Origin of the sequence: Georgenia sp. SUBG003, from assembly GCF_000715355.2 — a bacterium.
GTDB lineage: Bacteria > Actinomycetota > Actinomycetes > Actinomycetales > Actinomycetaceae > Georgenia.
This window is the reverse complement of record NZ_CP180204.1, coordinates 4,586,785-4,604,957: the sequence shown is the minus strand read 5'-3', so window position 1 is coordinate 4,604,957 and position 18,173 is coordinate 4,586,785. Positions and strand designations below refer to the sequence as shown.

The 18,173-nt window shown below is 68.2% G+C and carries 13 protein-coding genes and 26 pseudogenes; 20 read left to right on the top strand and 19 right to left on the bottom strand.

Annotated elements, in window-relative coordinates:
- Positions 1 to 108: 108 nt before the first annotated feature.
- Positions 109 to 519: pseudogene (locus DA06_RS26865) on the bottom strand (ATP-binding cassette domain-containing protein); the annotation flags it as partial.
- 792 nt (positions 520 to 1,311) lie between these two features.
- Positions 1,312 to 1,715: pseudogene (locus DA06_RS26860) on the bottom strand (alpha-amylase family glycosyl hydrolase); the annotation flags it as partial.
- A gap of 69 nt (positions 1,716 to 1,784) precedes the next feature.
- Between DA06_RS26860 and DA06_RS26855 the strand changes: the two are divergent.
- Positions 1,785 to 1,970: a hypothetical protein gene (locus tag DA06_RS26855; protein ID WP_418606494.1), complete on the top strand. Its 186-nt coding sequence runs from the start codon at positions 1,785 to 1,787 to the stop codon at positions 1,968 to 1,970.
- Between the two features lie 121 nt (positions 1,971 to 2,091).
- Here the strand turns inward: DA06_RS26855 and DA06_RS26850 are convergent, their stop codons facing one another.
- The 4 genes and pseudogenes from DA06_RS26850 to DA06_RS26835 form a co-directional block, all read right to left on the bottom strand.
- Positions 2,092 to 2,325, bottom strand: coding sequence for a hypothetical protein (locus tag DA06_RS26850; protein ID WP_418606493.1), 234 nt, complete (start codon positions 2,323 to 2,325; stop codon positions 2,092 to 2,094).
- 12 nt (positions 2,326 to 2,337) lie between these two features.
- A complete protein-coding gene (locus DA06_RS26845) occupies positions 2,338 to 2,841 on the bottom strand; it encodes a transporter substrate-binding protein (RefSeq protein WP_418606492.1) in 504 nt (167 codons plus the stop codon).
- A 79-nt stretch (positions 2,842 to 2,920) separates the two neighbouring features.
- Positions 2,921 to 3,309, bottom strand: a pseudogene (locus DA06_RS26840) (AI-2E family transporter); the annotation flags it as partial.
- 457 nt (positions 3,310 to 3,766) lie between these two features.
- Positions 3,767 to 4,131, bottom strand: a pseudogene (locus DA06_RS26835) (GMP synthase (glutamine-hydrolyzing)); the annotation flags it as partial.
- Between the two features lie 856 nt (positions 4,132 to 4,987).
- On the opposite strand from DA06_RS26835, the gene DA06_RS26830 reads away from it, so the two are divergent.
- A complete protein-coding gene (locus DA06_RS26830) occupies positions 4,988 to 5,500 on the top strand; it encodes a DUF4383 domain-containing protein (RefSeq protein ID WP_418608253.1) in 513 nt (170 codons plus the stop codon).
- A gap of 11 nt (positions 5,501 to 5,511) precedes the next feature.
- On the opposite strand, the pseudogene DA06_RS26825 reads toward DA06_RS26830, so the two are convergent.
- Positions 5,512 to 5,649 (bottom strand): annotated as a pseudogene (locus tag DA06_RS26825) (hypothetical protein); the annotation flags it as partial.
- 102 nt (positions 5,650 to 5,751) lie between these two features.
- Here DA06_RS26825 and DA06_RS26820 point away from each other — a divergent pair.
- Entirely contained in the window at positions 5,752 to 6,126 is a 375-nt protein-coding gene (locus DA06_RS26820) for a YtxH domain-containing protein (RefSeq protein WP_418606491.1), read from the top strand.
- Here the strand turns inward: DA06_RS26820 and DA06_RS26815 are convergent.
- From DA06_RS26815 to DA06_RS26805, 3 genes are all read right to left on the bottom strand, one after another.
- Entirely contained in the window at positions 6,044 to 6,451 is a 408-nt protein-coding gene (locus DA06_RS26815; RefSeq protein WP_418606490.1) for a 2-oxo acid dehydrogenase subunit E2, read from the bottom strand. The two genes, DA06_RS26820 and DA06_RS26815, sit on opposite strands and share 83 nt — an antisense overlap.
- Before the next feature lie 159 nt (positions 6,452 to 6,610).
- On the bottom strand, positions 6,611 to 6,886 hold the full coding sequence (locus DA06_RS26810; protein WP_418606488.1) for a hypothetical protein: 276 nt from the start codon (positions 6,884 to 6,886) through the stop codon (positions 6,611 to 6,613).
- Complete coding sequence (locus tag DA06_RS26805) at positions 6,883 to 7,212, bottom strand: hypothetical protein (RefSeq protein ID WP_418606486.1); 330 nt, start codon at positions 7,210 to 7,212, stop codon at positions 6,883 to 6,885. The genes DA06_RS26810 and DA06_RS26805 overlap by 4 nt, the downstream gene beginning before the upstream one ends.
- A gap of 392 nt (positions 7,213 to 7,604) precedes the next feature.
- On the opposite strand from DA06_RS26805, the pseudogene DA06_RS26800 reads away from it, so the two are divergent.
- Positions 7,605 to 8,052, top strand: a pseudogene (locus DA06_RS26800) (trehalose synthase); the annotation flags it as partial.
- A gap of 75 nt (positions 8,053 to 8,127) precedes the next feature.
- Here the strand turns inward: DA06_RS26800 and DA06_RS26795 are convergent.
- Positions 8,128 to 8,271, bottom strand: a pseudogene (locus DA06_RS26795) (hypothetical protein); the annotation flags it as partial.
- 42 nt (positions 8,272 to 8,313) lie between these two features.
- A pseudogene (gene pgk / locus DA06_RS26790) lies at positions 8,314 to 8,442 on the bottom strand (phosphoglycerate kinase); the annotation flags it as partial.
- On the opposite strand from pgk, the pseudogene DA06_RS26785 reads away from it, so the two are divergent.
- Positions 8,441 to 8,846 (top strand): annotated as a pseudogene (locus tag DA06_RS26785) (DnaB-like helicase C-terminal domain-containing protein); the annotation flags it as partial. The pseudogenes pgk and DA06_RS26785 overlap by 2 nt on opposite strands.
- A 125-nt stretch (positions 8,847 to 8,971) precedes the next feature.
- Here the strand turns inward: DA06_RS26785 and DA06_RS26780 are convergent.
- Positions 8,972 to 9,298, bottom strand: a pseudogene (locus tag DA06_RS26780) (cation transporting ATPase C-terminal domain-containing protein); the annotation flags it as partial.
- On the opposite strand from DA06_RS26780, the gene DA06_RS26775 reads away from it, so the two are divergent.
- The 4 genes and pseudogenes from DA06_RS26775 to DA06_RS26760 all read left to right on the top strand — a co-directional run.
- Positions 9,186 to 10,004 (top strand): SRPBCC family protein, encoded by an 819-nt coding sequence (locus DA06_RS26775; RefSeq protein WP_418608252.1) that lies wholly within the window; start codon positions 9,186 to 9,188, stop codon positions 10,002 to 10,004. The pseudogene DA06_RS26780 and the gene DA06_RS26775 overlap by 113 nt on opposite strands.
- Positions 9,994 to 10,621, top strand: a pseudogene (locus DA06_RS26770) (CpaF family protein); the annotation flags it as partial. The gene DA06_RS26775 and the pseudogene DA06_RS26770, both read left to right, overlap by 11 nt.
- A pseudogene (locus DA06_RS26765) lies at positions 10,621 to 10,995 on the top strand (UvrD-helicase domain-containing protein); the annotation flags it as partial. The pseudogenes DA06_RS26770 and DA06_RS26765, both read left to right, overlap by 1 nt.
- A 37-nt stretch (positions 10,996 to 11,032) precedes the next feature.
- Positions 11,033 to 11,532, top strand: a pseudogene (locus DA06_RS26760) (GTP-binding protein); the annotation flags it as partial.
- Between the two features lie 14 nt (positions 11,533 to 11,546).
- Here DA06_RS26760 and DA06_RS26755 read toward each other — a convergent pair.
- A pseudogene (locus DA06_RS26755) lies at positions 11,547 to 11,946 on the bottom strand (formyltransferase family protein); the annotation flags it as partial.
- A 2-nt stretch (positions 11,947 to 11,948) separates the two neighbouring features.
- On the opposite strand from DA06_RS26755, the pseudogene DA06_RS26750 reads away from it, so the two are divergent.
- Positions 11,949 to 12,348: pseudogene (locus DA06_RS26750) on the top strand (NADH-quinone oxidoreductase subunit B); the annotation flags it as partial.
- Between the two features lie 26 nt (positions 12,349 to 12,374).
- Here the strand turns inward: DA06_RS26750 and DA06_RS26745 are convergent.
- Positions 12,375 to 12,809 (bottom strand): annotated as a pseudogene (locus tag DA06_RS26745) (ATP-binding cassette domain-containing protein); the annotation flags it as partial.
- On the opposite strand from DA06_RS26745, the gene DA06_RS26740 reads away from it, so the two are divergent.
- Complete coding sequence (locus tag DA06_RS26740) at positions 12,799 to 13,071, top strand: serine hydrolase (RefSeq protein ID WP_418606485.1); 273 nt, start codon at positions 12,799 to 12,801, stop codon at positions 13,069 to 13,071. The pseudogene DA06_RS26745 and the gene DA06_RS26740 sit on opposite strands and share 11 nt — an antisense overlap.
- Before the next feature lie 120 nt (positions 13,072 to 13,191).
- Here the strand turns inward: DA06_RS26740 and DA06_RS26735 are convergent, their stop codons facing one another.
- Positions 13,192 to 13,503, bottom strand: a complete 312-nt coding sequence (locus DA06_RS26735; RefSeq protein WP_418606484.1) for a hypothetical protein — start codon at positions 13,501 to 13,503, stop codon at positions 13,192 to 13,194.
- An 86-nt stretch (positions 13,504 to 13,589) separates the two neighbouring features.
- Positions 13,590 to 13,904, bottom strand: coding sequence for a DNA cytosine methyltransferase (locus DA06_RS26730; RefSeq protein WP_418608251.1), 315 nt, complete (start codon positions 13,902 to 13,904; stop codon positions 13,590 to 13,592).
- Positions 13,905 to 14,028: 124 nt separating this feature from the next.
- Between DA06_RS26730 and DA06_RS26725 the strand changes: the two are divergent.
- A pseudogene (locus DA06_RS26725) lies at positions 14,029 to 14,342 on the top strand (FGGY-family carbohydrate kinase); the annotation flags it as partial.
- A 241-nt stretch (positions 14,343 to 14,583) separates the two neighbouring features.
- Positions 14,584 to 14,766 (top strand): annotated as a pseudogene (locus tag DA06_RS26720) (DUF1290 domain-containing protein); the annotation flags it as partial.
- 194 nt (positions 14,767 to 14,960) lie between these two features.
- Here the strand turns inward: DA06_RS26720 and DA06_RS26715 are convergent.
- Positions 14,961 to 15,122, bottom strand: a pseudogene (locus tag DA06_RS26715) (D-xylose ABC transporter ATP-binding protein); the annotation flags it as partial.
- On the opposite strand from DA06_RS26715, the gene rpsR reads away from it, so the two are divergent.
- Together rpsR and rplI are read left to right on the top strand one after the other, a co-directional pair.
- On the top strand, positions 15,084 to 15,314 hold the full coding sequence (rpsR, locus tag DA06_RS26710; RefSeq protein WP_418608249.1) for a 30S ribosomal protein S18: 231 nt from the start codon (positions 15,084 to 15,086) through the stop codon (positions 15,312 to 15,314). The pseudogene DA06_RS26715 and the gene rpsR sit on opposite strands and share 39 nt — an antisense overlap.
- Positions 15,315 to 15,331: 17 nt before the next feature.
- Positions 15,332 to 15,609 (top strand): annotated as a pseudogene (gene rplI / locus DA06_RS26705) (50S ribosomal protein L9); the annotation flags it as partial.
- Positions 15,610 to 15,614: 5 nt separating this feature from the next.
- On the opposite strand, the pseudogene DA06_RS26700 reads toward rplI, so the two are convergent.
- Positions 15,615 to 15,989 (bottom strand): annotated as a pseudogene (locus tag DA06_RS26700) (malate synthase A); the annotation flags it as partial.
- Between the two features lie 44 nt (positions 15,990 to 16,033).
- Between DA06_RS26700 and DA06_RS26695 the strand changes: the two are divergent.
- From DA06_RS26695 to rplW, 5 pseudogenes are all read left to right on the top strand, one after another.
- A pseudogene (locus tag DA06_RS26695) lies at positions 16,034 to 16,471 on the top strand (aminotransferase class I/II-fold pyridoxal phosphate-dependent enzyme); the annotation flags it as partial.
- Between the two features lie 78 nt (positions 16,472 to 16,549).
- Positions 16,550 to 16,896: pseudogene (locus tag DA06_RS26690) on the top strand (rhamnose isomerase); the annotation flags it as partial.
- Between the two features lie 35 nt (positions 16,897 to 16,931).
- Positions 16,932 to 17,382 (top strand): annotated as a pseudogene (locus DA06_RS26685) (STAS domain-containing protein); the annotation flags it as partial.
- A 378-nt stretch (positions 17,383 to 17,760) separates the two neighbouring features.
- A pseudogene (gene rplD / locus DA06_RS26680) lies at positions 17,761 to 17,952 on the top strand (50S ribosomal protein L4); the annotation flags it as partial.
- A 30-nt stretch (positions 17,953 to 17,982) separates the two neighbouring features.
- Positions 17,983 to 18,084: pseudogene (gene rplW / locus DA06_RS26675) on the top strand (50S ribosomal protein L23); the annotation flags it as partial.
- Between the last annotated feature and the right edge of the window lie 89 nt (positions 18,085 to 18,173).

Below are 18,173 nucleotides of genomic sequence, written 5' to 3'. Positions count from 1 at the left end.
CCGATGGGGTTCCTGACGTCGGACTACACGTGCGAGGGCAGCTTCAACGTCAGCCACTACTGCGACCCGGAGTTCGACGCGATCCTCGGCGCCGCCGGGTCGGAGTCGGTCCCACGCGTTCGCCGCGTCGATGTCCGTCTGGACGCCGGCCCATCTCCTCCATGAGGGAGTCGAGTCGCGTCCGGGTCGGCCATCTGCTCGCCGATCTCGTTGACCGCTGCACCTTGCCGAGGATCTCTGCCACACCCTCCTGGACGTTGCCCAGGACGGTCTTCTCCTCGTTCAGCGGCGGCTCCTGCTGCAGGATGCCCACCGTGTAGCCGGGGTGAGCCGGGCATCGCCGTTGGACGGGGTGTCGAGCCCCGCCATGATCTTCAGGATCGTCGACTTCCCGGCACCGTTGGGACCGACCATGCCGATCTTCGCTCCGGGCAGGAACGCCATGGTGACGTCGTCGAGGATGACCTTGTCACCATGGGCCTTGCGGGCCCGCACCATGGAGTAGATGTACTCAGCCACTGCTCTCCGCATCGCGTACGTGGGGTCTCGGCCGCCGGACGGGCGGCCGCTTCGGGAACAAGGGTAGGCCACCGGGGCCCGACGCCTCCTCCCGGGGTGCGGGCGCACCGCCCCTGGGATGCGTCACGCTCCCCGGAACGACTCCCACCGTTCCCCGCCGACGGCCGGAGCGTAGGGGGGATCTCAGGGGTAGCCGTGGCCGTTCGAGGGGATGATCCGCAGCGTCGTGGTCCGGCCCGGAGGGCGATTGTGGTGACCCCGTGCGCACGACTACCGTTGGAGTGACCGGGGGATCACCGAAGCGTTGAGAAACTGTCACGCTGGAGCCGAGATGGTGTCCGAGAGCGTCCGGGGCCCGAAGCAGCTGACCGAGCTGAGGTGCCTGCCCACCTTCGAGCTTCGGGTCGCGGGCCAGGCGGTACCGCTCGCGCACCGTTCGCAGCGCGTCCTCGTGCTGCTCGCCGTGCGCGGCGCCGGTGGCCAAACGCGCGAGCTCGGCATGTCCGTCCTCTCATCTCTCACGACCTCGGAGTGGTGTCGGGCGATAGCTGACAGGATCGCCGTGCTGCGCCGGTCGCATCGTGGAGACAGGGACGACGGAGCAGATCCTCCGGGCCCCCGCAGCACCCGTACACGCAGGCGCTCATCAGGTGCTCGAGGCTGGCTCGGGAGGCTGACGGTTCCCTGTTCGTGATCCCGGGGGGACGTCAGCTCGGCGCGCGCCGTCACCTCTGGGTGCCGGTTCCGCGCGCGATGTCACGTCGCGGAGCAGGAGCACCTGCAGCACGTGTCGCCGGTCCGCTCGTCCTTCTCCCAGATGGAGTCCTCCTCGTCGGGGAAGACGACCTGGTCGGAGGTGTCGGGCGGGGGTCGGAGCGCCACACGTAGTAGTCGCGGTACGGGTTGTCCGTGCTCTTCCGGGCCTCCTTGAACCACGGGTGCTGGTCGGAGGTGTGGTTGACGAGCAGGTCGATGATCACCCGCATCCCGCGGTCCCTGGCGGTGCGGATCAGCTCGACCACCTCGCCGTGGTCTCCCAGCCGCGGGTCGACGCCGTACATGTCGGAGACGTCGTAGCCGTCGTCCTTGCCGGGCGTGGGGTAGAAGGGCATGAGCCACAGGCAGGTGACGCCCAGCTCGGAGAGGTAGTCCACCCGCTGGGCGAGGCCGGCGAGGTCGCCCACGCCGTCGCCGTCGGTCGCGGGGTCGCGTCGAAGTCTGGTGGGCCGAGCATGGAGGATCTCGACCGGGGACAAAGCCGATCGGTGTACGCCGTCCGGCTCCTGCTGACGTACTGCATCGCCGTGGAGCCCGAGGCACCGGGGCGGTTCTCCACGATGATGGAGGTGTCCAGGATCGGCTCGAGCTCGGAGACGAGGGCGCGGGAGCTGAGGTCGGAGCCACCGCCCGCGGCGGCCTGGACGATGAAGTTGATGTCCTTCTCCGGGTAGCCGGACGCCGCACCGGTCTCCCCGCCGGCCGCGGTGTCGCCGTCGGTCGTTCCACCGCCGGAGCAGGCGGCGAGGACGAGGGCGAGGGACGAGGCCAGGCCGATCGTGGCGAGCTTGGTCTTCATGAGGGGTTCTCCGCGGCGGAGTCTGCTTCGCACGCCACGAGCACTGGTTTGAGCGGCGCGTGCTCCAGTTCACGGTCCACCAGGGCTTCACGCCCGAGGGCTGCCGACTCTGCGCACTCGGAGATCTTGAGTGGCTCCAGCCCCTCAGTGCCGCGGGCCTCATTCGTCAGCTCTACCAGTTCCTCGGCGTAGGTAGCCGGCGCGGATATCCCCTCCGACGCCTCCGACACGGTGTCGACGCTTCAGGCGGCGTTACCGGCCGATCCGCGCTGGGAGCGCACGCACAGGTCCCGAAGAGGAGTACCGCCAGTACGACCGATCCCTGGTGGACGAGCTTCACCGCTGCCCTTCCCATCGTGGAACATGGAACAAGGCCCCCCGCGAGAGTCTCTCGCGTCGCGCAGGTAGTCCAGCGCCGGGACGATCTGCTGGTTCGTCGTGGCGCCGCTGTAGAAGATGTTCTCCGAGGACTCCAGGCCCTCGTACTGCACCGGGTAGAAGAGCAGGCGTCGTTGCTCTCGAGACGGGAGCATCGCCTTGCGGCTCGCGGAGGTCCAGCCGCCGAAGGTGGCGGCCACGCAGTCGGAGGAGATGAGCTTCTGGGCCTTCTCGGCGAAGATCGTCGGCTCGGAGGCACCGTCCTCGGAGACGACCTCGATCTGCTTGCCGAGGACGCCGCCGTCGGCGTTGATCTCCTCCGCCGCGAGGGACAGCGAGTCGAAGACGGTCTGCTCGGAGATCGCCATCGTCCCGGACAGGGAGTTGAGGAAGCCGACCTTGACGGTCTCCCCGCTGGTGTCGACGCACGACTCGGCGCCGGCGGAGCCGGTGGGCCGAGTACACGGCCCAGGTCACTGCGAGGACAGGGATCGCGATGGCGCCGAGCAGGCCGCCGAGGAACGTACCGGCGGTCACGCCGAGGGCGACGACCACCGGGTGCAGCGACACCTGCTTGCCCATCACCAGCGGCTCGAGGATGTGGCCCTCGATCTGCCCGATGAGCGCGACGCCGATGGTCACGATGATCGCGTCGATGAACCCGTTCGCGGCCAGGGCCACCACGGCGGCGATGATCATGGCGGCCGGGGCGCATGAGCGGGGATGAAGGCACCGATGAAGACGAGCACCGACAGAGGAGCGGCGAGAGGCACGCCCACGATCGACAGCAGGATGAACGCCATGACGCCGTCGGCCAGGGCCACGATCATCGTGCCCCCGCGCGTAGCCGGACCCAGCTGCGTTCCGTAGAGCCCTCGTTCGGCTCGCGAAAGCTCGAGGATCGGCTCAGGAAAACCTCCCATGGAGGCGGCCGTCCGTTGGTCGACCATGCTGACTGTGCCGTGGTCTGCGGTGAGTAGGACGTAGGTGCCGGGCAGCCCCCGGTCGCTCGTGGCTCCGAGTTGTTCTGCACCAGCAGGACGTAGTCTCTCGGCCCCTCGGCACCCATCATCGGCGGAATCAGCCGCACTGCTCGCGATGCCGTCGCAGTCAGTGCCGCGATGCTGTCCACCTGGTCGGCGAACTGGCGGACCGGAGCGCGCAGCTGCTCGATCAGTCCGGCCGTCTCCACCGTTCGGAGCGTGCTTCTCGCCGAACGCACAGCCTCGTCAGCGGCCACTACGTCGGGCGCCGCCTCGCGGAACGGCTCAAGATCAATGCCGGACTCGACGCGTCGGGGTACAGGGTGCCCTGGACGAGGTACTTCACCTCGCCCTCGCCGTGCCCGGCCTCGGCGACGATCTCGCGGGCGGCCTTCTCGAGGCGCGGATGAACTCGCGGCCGATGATCTTCCGCTTCGTCTCGGGGTCGGTGACGCCCTTCAGCGCGTCGAGGAAGGTCTGCGAGGCGTCGACGACCTTGAGGTTCACGCCGGTCGCGACGAAGTCCTTCTCCACCTGCTCGGCCTCGCCGGCGCGCAGCAGACCGTGGTCGACGAAGACGCACGTGAGCTGGTCGCCCACGGCCTTCTGCACCAGGGCGGCCGCCACGGAGGAGTCCACCCCGCCGGACAGGCCGCAGATGACGGACCCAGCACCGTGAGGCCCGACCGGGACCGCACGCATGAAGGCCTGGTTCCTCCGACTCGCACACGTGCTGCAGGTGCTCCTGCTCCGCGACGTGACATCGCGCGCGGAACCGGCACCCAGAGGTGACGCGCGCGCCGAGCTGACGTCCCCCGGGATCACGAACAGGGAACCGTCAGCCTCCCGAGCCAGCCTCGAGCACCTGATGAGCGCCTGCGTGTACGGGTGCGGGGCCCGGAGGATCTGCTCCGTCGTCCCTGTCTCCACGATGCGACCGGCGTACAGCACGGCGATCCTGTCAGCTATCGCCGACACCACTCCGAGGTCGTGAGAGATGAAGAGGACGGACATGCCGAGCTCGGCGCGTTTGGCCGCGATGAGGCGCAGGATCTGGACCCCGGCCATGGCGGCCTGCACCTGCGGGTGGTCCTGGTCGAAGACCAGGGCCGCCGCCGTCAGCAGCTTCTCACCGCGCTGGCCCCAGCTGTTGTCCAGGTCGGCGGCCTGGTTCGAGCCCTGCAGGAAGTACAGGCGCCCGTCCGGGCCGTAGGCGATGGAGTTCGTCAGGTGGTCGGTGAGCGAGCGGGGCAGGCTCGTGAACACCTTGTGCTCGGTCTGCAGGTTGGGCCCCTCGAGGAGGCTGACCCCGCTGATCCACTCCTGGGTCTCGCCGCCGATGTTGGCGCTGGTGGAGGTGACCCAGAGCCTGAGGTCGCCCGCGGTGGCGTCCCGGTCGAAGACCAGGCCGATCATCGCCCGGCCCTGGTAGCCGAGGTCCTCGAGGTTGGACAGGGTCCCGTCCTCGTTGACCGTCATGCGGAACAGGCCCTGGCTTGATGGGCAAGCGGTTCCTGCTTCTCACCATCGAGTGCGGAGGTCGCAATGTCGCAGACACCGACCGCAAGTCGTACCAAGGCCCCCTACCACGCTGGCGCTGATCATCGGCGTCGTCTACCTGGTGGTGGGGATCGCCGGGTTCTTCGCCACGGGGTTCAGCAACTTCACGGAGCACGACCACACGCAGACCCTGCTGGGCTTCGCCGTGAACCCGCTCCACAACGTCGTGCACGTGATCATCGGTCTGGCCGGCGTCCTGCTGTGGCGCACCCGGAACGGGGCGCGTCTCTACGGCTGGCTGCTGGGCGTCGGCTACGGCGCGACCGCCGTCTACGGCTTCCTCGTCGTGAACAACCCCGACGCCAACATCCTCAACATCAACCAGGCCGACAACTGGCTGCACGTGTTCAGCGCGCTCGCCGCGAGCAACCCGGCGCAGGGCACCGCCAATGCCCAGGTCGGCGCCATCGCGACCGCCAGAGTGCGGTCCCGGGTACCGCCGACCTGCGCGAAGGCAGGCATGGCGACCGACCGGACCGTCTGAGCCACTGCGATCATCGGCCACGTCGACATGGTGAAGGCGAGCACGTAGTAACCCAGCGCCTCCGCTCCCCCCACGCGCGCGAGCACGATCTTGTCGATGCCCAGGAGCGCCCAGGACAACAGGTTCGCGCGCTTCTTCGCGTTCGCCATGGAGCAAGGCTAGACCGGCGAGCGCGGGCGGGCGTGGGCGATCGGTTCTAGGCTCGGGAACCAGCACGACATCCTGACCACGCGCACACGGAGGTTCCGCACATGGGCAAGTTCTCTTTCGTCGTCGGCGCCGGCCTCGGCTACCTGTTCGGACCGCGCGGCCGCGGCCAGTACGAGAAGATCAAGAAGGCCAGCTCCAAGGTGTGGGACAACCCGCGCATCCAGCAGAACGTCCAGAAGGTCGAGTCCCGGGTCACCGAGATGGCCAAGGAGCGCGGCTCCGCGGTGACCGACAAGCTCGCGTCCACGGTGAAGGACCGTCTCCACCGGGGCGGGGACCAGAGCCCGACTGGGGAGGGCTACTCCGGCGGCGGCGCGGCCCCGTCGTCCGGGGTCACCTTGCTGTCGCGGGTGCGGGCCGCGAGGTCGTTGATCTTCTTCGCGATGCCGCCGATCGTCGCGTGCGCGCGTCCTTGATGACCGGGACGAGCAGACCGCGCGGCGTGTCGACCGCGATGCCGATGTGCTCGGCGCCGTGGTAGATCACCTGCTCGTCGTCGATCGTGGCGTTGAGCTTCGGGTGCGCCTTGAGCGCCTCCGTCGCGGCCTTGACGAAGAACGGCAGGAACGTCAGCTTCGTGCCCTCGGCCGCCTGGAACGCGGACTTCGCCCGGGAGCGCAGGCCGGCGATGCGGGTGACGTCCACCTCCACCACCGAGGTGAGCTGCGCCGAGGTGTCGAGCGACTCGCGCATGCGCTTGGAGATGACCTTGCGCAGACGCTCGGCACCTCGAGGGGCCACACATCGGATTCCGGTGATGACCGGAACCACTGCCTGCTGCAGCTGGCTCGGCGGTCCCCGGCGGGCGCGCGGTTGGTCAGACCCGCTCTCCGGACAGTGTTCCCGCGTCGTCAGCAGCCGGCCCTGAGCGGTGTTGCTTCGCGCGCGCAGGATCTTTGGTCACGGCTGTTCGCGGTACCGCCACCTCCTCCCGACGGAGGCGTGCAGCAGCATCGCCAGCCCGCTGAGCAGGGACACGGCAGCTGAGAGGAGAAGGAGCGGCGCCAGTCCCAGACCGGGGATCACCGCACCGGCGAGCGCTGGAGCAGCGATAGCGGTGAGGGCACCTACGAACAGACAGCCGGTGAACGCTGCGCCTGCGCTGTCAGGCATTAGTTCAGCGGCGGGGACCTCTTCCGGCCGGAGCGGCCGCACCCGGACCGCACGTCCGCTCATGCGCCCGCCGTCCCTTCCGCCGTCGTCGCCGTGCCGGGCTGCCACCGGAGCCGGTAGACCCTGAGGAAGCCGACGAACGCGACCGCTGCCACCACGTTGAACCCCATGCGGGTACGCCAGTGCCAGGTCTGGAACTCGTGCGCCACCTGCGTCAGGTACTCCGGTGAGTGGGCGGCCAGGCCCTCGACGAACATGATCTCGTTCCGCGGCCAGAAGTAGGCCATGGAGGCGAGGCCCTCACCGAGGATCGCCACGACGCTGAGCACGATCCACCAGCGCACCTGCCGCTCCCGCCAGGTCAGGAGCAGCGCGGCCGCGCCCAGCACCCACGTGACGAAACCGAGCGGTGGGAAGAAGTCGGAGGGCCCCCCAGATGACTGAGGGCTCAAAGTCTCTCTGCCATGATGAAAATCATCGAAATCTGTGGGCTACACGAAATGCTCGGGCGACACGAGGCGCCCTGTTCTTTCGGCACATCCCCAGCTGGTGGGAAAAAGCGTGTCCCTTTGAAAAAGCCCGCACTATATCCCAGCGAGCGCGTAAAGCTGTAAACGGGAGTGTTTTCCCGCAGGAGCCCCTTTCGACGTCAGCGCGTCGATGAGGAGATCCCCCTCCGGCCTTTCCCCTTGAGAAGCTCGGTCAGCTTGTCGGTACTGTAAAACCGGTAACCAGCCTCGTGCTTTTTTCGTAAGCCGAGTCGGGGGGAACCACTCCAGGGATGGTCGACGCCGAGTTCCCCGGCACGATCATGCTGGCCGAGGCGAACCAGTGGCCCGAGGACGTGGTGCAGTACTACGGCACCGACGAGCGGCCCGAGTGCCACATGTGCTTCCACTTCCCGGTGATGCCGCGGCTCTACTACGCGCTGCGGGAGCAGCGGGCGAGCGCGATCCGGGACATCCTCGCCGACACCCCGCCGATCCCGGGGGCGCGCAGTGGGGCACGTTCCTGCGCAACCACGACGAGCTGACCCTCGAGATGGTCTCCACCGAGGAGCGTGCCGCCATGTACGGCTGGTACGCGGAGGACCCCCGGATGCGCGCCACGTCGGCATCCGGCGCCGGCTCGCGCCGCTGCTGGGCAACTCCCGCGCCGAGATCGAGCTGGCGCACGCGCTGCTGCTCTCGCTGCCCGGGTCGCCGACGCTGTACTACGGCGACGAGATGGCCGAGATCTCGCCCGTGTGCGCCGGACTCGTGGGCGGAGAGGTCCTGGCGCCGTAGCGGATGTCGAGCTTGTCGCCGTCCACGAGCGTCTGCACGGAGCGGATGTCCGTGAACGGCGGGACCACGACGACCGACCGACGAGTAGTCGTGCTTGGCGTCCTTGAGGGTCCAGGCCAGCTTCTGGACCAGGGAGATGGCCTCGTGGTGGTCGAGGTTCATCTTCCAGTTGCCCGCCATCAGCGGGGTGCGTGCGGTGGCCATTCAGTCCTCCAGGACGGCGATGCCGGGGAGGGTCTTGCCCTCCAGGAACTCCAGGGACGCGCCGCCGCCCGTGGAGATGTGGGAGAAGGTCGTCTCGTCGAAGCCGAGCGTGCGCACGGCCGCGCCGCTGCAGAACATGCGCAAGGGCACCATGCGCGACGGAGGACTGGACCCGCCATGGCCACCGCCATGAGCCGGTGTCCGAGGCGCCGATGTTCATCGACGACAGCCCGAACATGTCGCTGATGGAGATCCGGGCGAAGTGCCGCAGGCTCAAGCAGAAGCACAACCTCCGCCTTGTCGTCGTCGACTACCTGCAGCTGATGAGTTCCGGCAAGCGCGTGGAGTCCCGTCAGCAGGAGGTCTCGGAGTTCTCGCGTGCGCTCAAGCTCCTCGCGAAGGAACTCGAGGTGCCCGTCATCGCCGTCGCGCAGCTGAACCGTGGTCCTGAGCAGCGCACCGACAAGAAGCCGATGATGAGCGACCTTCGCGAGTCTGGCTCGCTGGAGCAGGACGCCGACGTCGTCATGCTCACCCCGGTGCCTCGCCCGCCACACCAGCTTGCGCAGCTCGTCGAACCACAGCACCGACGACGCATCGCCACCGCGACGGCCCAGTGCGCCAGGTCCATCGACGCGGTTCCGAACGCGGCCTGGAGGAACGGCACCTCCACGATCGCGATCTGCAGCACGAACGCCAGCACCACCGCGCCCCACAACCACCCGTTGACGAACAGCCGGTGGAACGCGCTGGTCGTCTCCGAGCGGGAGTTGAACGCGTTGAACAGCTGGGCCACCACGAGGGTGGTGAACCCGGCGGTGCGGGCCACCTCGAGAGAGTCGCGGCCCTCGACGAGCCCGCCCGGGAGGAAGATGTCGATGGTCGCGAGGGTCGCCAGGGCCATGACCAGCCCGATGGACAGGATCCCCGTCCACATGTGCCGGTCGATGATCCTCTCGCTCAGGCTCCGGGGCCGCCGCCCCATGACGTCGTCGATCTCGGGGTCCACCCCCCATCGGACGGCGAACGTCCCGAAGGTCTCTCTCGCCTCGCGAGGTGCGCCGGGATCCTCGATGCTGGAGGAGACAGAACGGGGCGGGCGCGCCCGCCCCTCGCCGACGAGAAGGAGTTCTGGCATGACCACGAAGGTTCACAAGACGGTTGAGGTCGACGTCCCGGTCACCACGGTCTACAACCAGTGGACGCAGTTCGAGGAGTTCCCCCACTTCATGGGCGGCGTGGAGAAGGTCACCCAGCTGACCGACGCGAGCCTGGAGTGGGAGGCCCAGATCGCCGGTGTGAAGCGGAAGTGGAAGGCACGGATCGTCGAGCAGGTCCCGGACACCAGGGTGGGCTGGGCGGCGACGGAGGGCGACGAACACCGTGTTCCTGGGCCGGATGATCCCGATCTTCCGGTCACTCATCTCGACTCCCCGCCGGCGTCACCCGCATGCCGGTCTGGCTGTTCACGGTGCTCACGCTGGCGGGTCGCTGATCTGGAACACCGTGCTCATCGTCGCCGGCTACGCCCTCGGCGAGAACTGGCACATCGTCGAGCAGTACGTCGGCGTCTTCTCCAAGATCGTCATCGTCGCCGTCATCCTCCTCCTCGCCTGGTTCGTCGTCTCCCGGGTGCGCGCCATGCGCGTGGAGCACCGCGCCGGGCAGGGTTCCACGCCGCGGATTATTGAGCGCATCGTCTCGCGCGTCGGACGTCGCATCGACGAGTCTTCGCCGCTCGTCGACGCAACGTCTCCCCCCGATGGCTCACGTGTCAACGCGGGTCATCCCCACCCGCTAGCGGTTTCAGCGGGGTCGTCGTTGACGATCCCGGGAAAATTTCTCGAGGGACCCCCGTTTCAAAGGGTGGGCCCGACCCTCATCAACTTTCGGGCACCCCCTCACTCCCGGGAGATGGGCAGAGCTGCTGCATGCCCTGCGTCGAGGCGCGCCTCAAATATCACGTCTCCGGAGGTACGGGGCACCGGAAAAGACGACGCTGCTCAACGTGTTGTCGTCTTTATCCCAGAGGGCGAGCGAATCGTCACCATCGAGGACGCGGTCGAACTGCAACTGCAGCAGGAGCATGTCGTGCGCCTCGAGAGTCGACCCGCGAATATCGAAGGGAAGGGCGAGATCAGTATCCGGGACCTCGTCAAGAACTCATTACGAATGCGCCCCCGACCGCATCGTCGTCGGAGAGGTTCGCGGCGGCGAGAGTCTCGACATGCTCCAGGCAATGAACACAGGTCACGACGGCTCACTGTCCACTGTTCACGCCAACTCGCCCCGCGACGCAATCGCAAGATGGTGGTCAACGTGGCCGACAACGTCCGCCAGTACGGGGCGAAACTAGCCTTCTACGACTTCGACCACCTCTGGACGGACGAGCGTGTCGAGGTGCGTCCGTCGCCGGACAGCGAACAGGCCGCGGTCATCGAGGCGGCGCCCGAGGAGCGACTCGTCATCGTCGCAGGACCCGGAGCGGGCAAGACCGCCGTCATTGTCGAACGGGTCCGCGCGCTGATCGAGGACGGCGGCCTCGACCGCCCGGGCGACATCCTGGTGGTGAGCTTCTCGCGGGCCGCAGTCGGCGTGGTGGCCGACCGTCTGGCCGTCGAGGACGCGGACAGCGTCGAGGTCCGCACCCTGGACTCCATCGCCGCCGAGATCTTGGACGAGGAGGGGGTCGACGGCTGGGAGAGCATGTCGTTCGACGGGCAAGACGACGACGACCGAGCGGATCCTGTTCTACACCGGCATCAACTACAGATCGGCGAGACGCACGACGGCGCCTCGACGATGGACTGGATGGAGCAGGAGCAGGAGCGCGGCATCACCATCACCTCCGCCGCCACGACCTGCTTCTGGAACAACCAGATCAACATCATCGACACGCCCGGCCACGTCGACTTCACGGTCGAGGTCGAGCGCTCCCTGCGCGTGCTCGACGGTGCGGTCGCCGTCTTCGACGGCAAGGAGGGCGTCGAGCCCCAGTCCGAGACGGTGTGGCGCCAGGCGGACAAGTACAACGTCCCGCGCATCTGCTTCGTCAACAGATGGACAAGCTCGGTGCCGACTTCTTCTTCACCGTGAAGACGATCGAGGACCGGCTCAAGGCCACCCCCGCTGGTCATGCAGATCCCGATCGGCTCCGAGTCGACCTTCCAGGGCGTCGTCGACCTCGTGAACATGCGCGCGCTCACCTGGCGCGGAGAGGGTCACGCGCTCGCGTCCTGCTCGATGATCGGGCCCTCGTCGAGGTCGGCGGTGACGTAGTGCGCCGTCGCCCCGATCAGCTTCCACCCGCGGCCGTGGCCTGCGCGTAGGGGCGCGCTCCCTTGAAGCTCGGCAGGAACGAGTGGTGGATGTTGATGACGTTGCCGGCCAGCTCGGTGCAGAGGTCGTCGGAGAGGATCTGCATGTACCGCGCGAGCACCACGAGCTCGACGTCCAGCTCGCGCACCAGCCGCAGCAGCTCGGCCTCCGCCGCATCCTTCGTCTCCTTCGTCACGGGCACGTGGTGGAAGGGCACCCCGTAGAAGGCGGCGATCGGCTCGAGGTCGGGGTGGTTGGCGACCACGCGACCGGGTCGATCGGAAGCCGCTGCGAGCGCTGGCGGAACAGCAGGTCCCATCTCCCGCTTCGGCATGGAGGTCTTCCGCGCATCTCCGCGCCACGCCGACCTGATGATCGTCTCGGGCCGCGTGAGCCACAAGATGGCCCCGGTCATCCGCACGTCTACGACCAGATGCCCGAGCCCAAGTGGGTCATCTCCATGGGCGTGTGCGCGTCCTCGGGCGGGATGTTCAACAACTACGCGATCGTGCAGGGCGTCGACCACATCGTCCCGGTCGACATCTACCTGCCCGGCTGCCCCCGCGCCCGGAGATGCTCATCAACGCGATCCTCGAGCTGCACGAGCAGATCCGGAACGCCCCGCTGGGCGTCAACCGCGAGGAGGCGGCCCGCAAGGCCGAGGAGGCCGCCCTGGCCGCCACCCCGACGCACCAGATGAAGGGTCTGCTGGCGTGAGCGAGCGCGACGACGAGAAGCAGTCGGACCATGAGGGAGGCCAGCTCGGTCTCGGTGGAGGTGGGGCTGGCCTCGCCGACCACCTTGCCGCGGCGGATGACGGTGATGCGGTCCGCGACGGCGCGCACCTCGCGGAGCTTGTGGGTGATGAAGACGATCGTCCCGCTGGCCTTGAGCTGGCGCATGATCTCGATCAGCTCGTCGGTCTCCTGCGGGGTGAGCACCGCGGTCGGCTCGTCGAGGATGAGCACCTTCGCCTCGCGCGACAGCGCCTTGATGATCTCGACCCGCTGCTGGGCACCCACGGGAAGGTTCTCGACGTAGGCGTCGGGGTCGACGTCGAACCCGAAGCGGTCCGAGATCTCCCTGACCCGGCGGCGGGCCTCGCCGACGTTGATCAGGCCGGCGGCGCCCACGGGCTCGTAGCCCAGCGCGAGCGACTCGGCCACGGTGAAGACGGGGGACGAGCATGAAGAGTCCGCCTTCCTCGCCGACTACGCGGCCGACCCGTTCGTGCGCTTCTCGAAGGAACGCCTGGTCGGGTACGTCGCGGACCTGCCCGCGACCTCCGGATACGGCTACTCGAACACCAACTACATCCTCGCCGAGATGATCATCGAGCGGGTGACCGGCGACAGCTACAGGGACGAGCTGTACGAGCGGATCGTCGAACCTCTGGGCCTCTCGGACCTCGACTACCGTCCGCACCTGTACCCCGCCTGATCGTCAGCCGGCAGCCGGCTGGCTATCTCTACTTCAACCAGGTCCCGGAGTTCTCGAGGATGGTCGGACGGGACGTGAGCCGGGACACGGTGTCCTGGGGTCGCGGTGCGGGAGGCATCCTCAGCACCATGAGCGACCTGACGCGGTGGGCGTGGGCGTGTACACCGGCGAGCTGCTGCCTCCGGAGCAGCAGCTCGAAGCGGGCCAGGTAGCTGTTTCGGCCGCTTCTGCTCGTTCCAGCCTGACGAAGTTCCCGCCTCCACCCAGCTCGGCCGCGAAGTCGTACTCCTCCTGCGACCCGTCGCAGACGTAGATGCGGTCCGGCCTGGTGAGCGCCGCGATCTCCTGCACCCAGCTGTACAGGGTGGGGTCCTTGATCTCCAGGCCGCTCATCTCCACGGCGGTACGGGGTGCAGAGTCCGTCATCGTCATCCTGCTGTCCTCCGATGTGTCTTCCGAGCGCTGTTCGACGCCCTGTTTCCACTGTCCGCTCATCGGAGGACTCCTTTCAAGCCACACTAGGTGTGGCCGCGCCCGCCGTACTGCTTCGAGGTACTGCCGCCAGAGGGCGTTCCTCGGGTCCCGGGGTCTCGCTTGCCCAGGCGCGAGAAGCCTTGGCACGGCGGTCCTCCGACGACGACGTCGACGGACGGCACCACCTCATCCTTCAGCCAACGCTGAATGTCGCCGGTGTAGACGACGTCGCCGAAGTTGGCCTGATACCCACGTGCGGCCGCCGCGTCCATCTCGACCGCACGGACGATCCGGTACGGAGATCCCGTCGAGTGGAACCCGCGGGTAAGTCCTCCGACGCCGGCGAACAGGTCGAGCACACGGAACGGTGCGACCTTCCCAGCGCGGTCCGACGGATCATCTGCCTCGAGCTCGGTCGAAGGGGCTGGAGCGCTCAACGCGCCACCACGAGCCCGGAGAAGAACCCGGCATCCGGCTCCTCGGCCGGCGTTCTCCGGCCGTTCGCGCCGTACTGGACGTCCGACGCCCGCGGCGCCCTCGTCGGCCTGACCCGCTACGTCAACAAGGGTCACATCGCCCGGGCGGTGCTGGAGGCCACGGCCTTCCAGACCCGCGAGGTCAACGACGCGATGAAGATCGACTCCGGCGTCGAGCTGACCGAGCTGAAGGTCGACGGCGGCATGGTCGCCAACGAGACCCTCATGCAGTTCCAGGCCGACATCCTCGGCGTGCCGGTGGTGCGCCCGAAGGTCGCCGAGACGACGGCGCTGGGCGCCGCCTACGCGGCCGGCATCGCGTCGGCTACTGGCAGCGAGCACGCACCTCGGGGTGCTCCGCGGCACGTACTCCATCGGGGCGGAGGTCCGGGAGGCGGACGACCTGCAGCTCGAGGCGCTGCCTCAGCTCACACCTCAGCTGGCAGAACCCGTCGAGGACGTCGGCGGGGCCGTTTCACCGCCGTCGCAGGATGTGCCACCCTCGGGTGACAGCACGGCGGTGGACGACCGGGGACGGCCGGCAGAGGAGGAGGTGCGCTGAGTGCTTGCTCTGCTCGGACTCGCCGTGGGAGTGCTCGTCGGGGTGTTCTTCGAACCCACCGTGCCCATCTTCCTGCAGCCCTACCTGCCCATCGCGGTCATCGCAGCTCTCGACGCGCTGTTCGGCGGCCTGCGGGCGCGTCTGGACGGGCTGTTCAACGAGAGAGTCTTCGTCGTCTCCTTTTCCTGGGTCGCTTCCTCCCGGTCGAGAGCGGTGATCCGGCCCTCGCACATCACCGCGATGCGGTCGGAGAGCCGGAGCACCTCGGGCAGCTCGGAGGAGATGACGATGATCCGACTTGCCCTGCCGCACGAGCTCGTTGAGCAGGTTGTAGATCTCGTCCTGCGCCCCACGTCGATCCCGCGGGTGGGCTCGTCGACGATGAGGACGTCGCAGTCGCGCGTGAGCCACTTGCCGATGATGGTCTTCTGCTGGTTGCCGCCGGAGAGGTTGCGGGCGAGCTGGTGCACCGACGGGGTCTTGATGCGCAGGGCCCTGACCTGCGTGCGGGCCTCCTCGGTGATGCCGCGCTCGCGCACGAAGCCGACCGAGCCAAGATCGAGAACGTCGACTACAAGGACACCGCGCTGCTTCGGAAGTTCATCTCCGACCGCGGCAAGATCCGCGCCCGTCGCGTGACCGGCGTGTCCGTCCAGGAGCAGCGACTCATCGCCAAGGCCGTCAACGCCCGCGAGATGGCCCTGCTGCCGTACTCGAGCTCGGCTCGCTGAGGCAAGGGAGGCACATCATGGCAAAGCTGATCCTGACCCACGAGGTCTCCGGTCTCGGTACCGCTGGCGACGTGGTCGAGGTCAAGGACGGGTACGCCCGCAACTACCTCGTCCCGCGTGGCCTGGCCACCCGGTGGACCAAGGGCGGCCAGAAGCAGGTCGACCAGATCCAGGCCGCACGCAAGGCTCGCGCGATCCACACGATCGAGGAGGCCCGCGACGTCCGCGACCGCCTGCAGGCCGCGCCGGTCACCGTCGCGTCCGCGCCGGGGAGAACGGCCGCCTCTTCGGCGCCGGCGTCAGGCCGGCGGAGTGCTCACGCAGCTCGTAGAGGATCTCCTCCATCTCGGCCGCCGGGTAGGTCTCGATCAGCACCGTCGCGCGGATCGTGCCGCGCGGGATGCCCAGAGCGTCCTGGGCGATGTTGAACGCGTCGTTCCACAGCCGCGCCTCGAGGTGGGACTCCATCTTCGGCAGGTAGAAGTAGGGACCGAGGCCCTTCTCGATCTGCCGCTGGCCCGCGGTGGCGATGTAGAGGGCGAAGTCGACCAGCGAGCCGGAGGTCTCCTGGCCGTCGACGAGGATGTGCTTCTCGGGCAGGTGCCAGCCCCGCGGGCGCACGATGATCGTGGCCAGCTCCTCGTCCGGCTTCAGCGCGTAGGTCTTGCCGTTCTCGGCAGCTCGACCGCACGCTCACGGAGCTCGAGCGGGCGGGGCGGACCGTCAAGTTCCTGTACACGGTGCCGAACTTCCACAACCCCGCCGGGGTCACGCTCTCGCTCGAGCGCCGCCCGCAGATCGTGGAGATCTGCCGTCGCCACCACGTCCTCGTCCTGGAGGACCCGTACGGCCTCCTCGGCTTCGACGCCGACCCGCTGCCCGCGCTGAAGAGCCTCGACGCCGACGGCGTGGTGTACCTGGGGTCGTTCTCGAGCGTTCGCGCCCGGGTACCGGGTGGGGTGGCGCTCGCGCCGCACGCCGTCCGCGAGAAGCTCGTGCTCGCCAGCGAGTCCGCGATCCTCTCGCCCACGATGATGGGCCAGCTCTCCATCGCCACCTACCTGTCCACCTACGACTGGTACGGGCAGGTCAAGCAGTACCGGCAGATGTACCGCGAGCGGCGCGACGCCATGCTCGGCGCGCTCGCCGAGTTCATGCCTGAGTGCTCCTGGACCGTCCCGGACGGCGGCTTCTACACCTGGGTGACCCTCCCCGAGGGGCTAGGACGACCTGCGCGCCGCCAGGAGCGACTCGCCGAGGGCTGGCGGAGATCTACGCCGCGCTCGGCCCGGAGCACCGGCTGATCCTCGAGTACAAGTTCTTCGAGCCGGCGTTCTACGCCACCGACATCCCCGACTGGGGCACCTCGCTCCTGCACTGCCTCGCCCTGGGGGAGCGTGCGATGGTGGTCCTGGACACCGGCCACCACGCGCCGGGCACAACATCGAGTTCATCGTCGCGCAGCTGCTGCGGGTCGGGCGCTCGGGGGTCGACTTCAACTCGACGCTTCTACGCCGACGACGACCTCATGGTCGGCGCGGCCGACCCGTTCCAGCTCTTCCGGATCATGAACGAGATCGTCGCCGCCGACGCGCGCCCCGAGGCCGTGATGATCAGGTCTCGGTCGGCACCTTCGACTGGCACTCCGTCCGGCCCGCCACGCTGCGGCGCATGCCGAGGTCCGAGACCCTCGTGATGCTCTCCACCGCGTCGTCACCGTGGCCACCCACAACCTCGCCTACGGCGTCATCACCGGCGTGATCGTCGCGGCCCTGATGTTCGTCCGCCGCGTCGCGCACCTGACCGAGGTCGTCGACGTCGCCCACCCGGACGAGACACCCGCGTCTACGCGTCCGCGGCGAGCTGCTCTGGGCCTCCAGCAACGATCTCGTCTACCAGTTCGACTACGCCGCGACCCCGGAACGTCGTCATCGACCTGTCCGAGTCGCACATCTGGGACGCCTCCACCGTGGCCACCCTGGACGCGATCACCACGAAGTACGCGGCCAAGGGCAAGACGGCCACCATCGTCGGCCTGAACGAGGCACGGAGGACAGTGCCATCTTGATGGTCGACGGGTCGTTGACGGGGACGCTGCCGGTGACGGCGTCGTAGGCGGCCTGCTGCCTCGCGGGGTCGAGCGTCGTGTGGATGACGAGGCCTCCGCGGTAGAGCGCCTGCTGGCGGTCCGCCCGGTCCTCGCCCCAGTCCTCGGAGTTCAGGAGATCGTCCACCACGTACTCGCAGAAGTAGACGGAGATCCCGGCCGCCGCGCACCGTTCGGGTGGGGGAGACGTTGAGCATGTCCTCGATGGACAGGGCGACCGACTCGTCGTGCTCCGCCTGGGTGATGAACCCCTGGTTGAGCATCTGCCGCAGGACGGTGTCGCGCCGGGTCTTCGCGTTCTCGGGGTTGCGGACCGGGTCGTGGCGGGCCGTGGCGGACCGCACCGCGCTGGTCGTCCTCGAGCGCGACGAGCTGACCGTCCTGAGCCTGCGCAACGTCCCGAGCGTCCACCTGCTCTGGGCCGACCAGCTCAACACCTACGACGTCCTCGTCAACGACGACGTCGTGTTCACCTCCGGTGCGCTGCAGGCCTTCCTGCGCGGCCCGAAGGCCGAGGAGGAGACGAAGTGAGCCTCGAGGCGAGCAAGAACCCCCCGCGACATCATCATCCGGCCGATCGTCTCCGAGAAGAGCTACGGCCTGATCGACGAGGGCAAGTACACCTTCGAGGTGGACCCCCGCTCGAACAAGACCGAGACCCGCCGGCAGGAGCTCCTGCGTGAGCAGGGCGTACGCCTGGGAGGTGTCCTCGATGCCGGGCAGGATGATCGGGCCGCCCACATCGGGAAGAA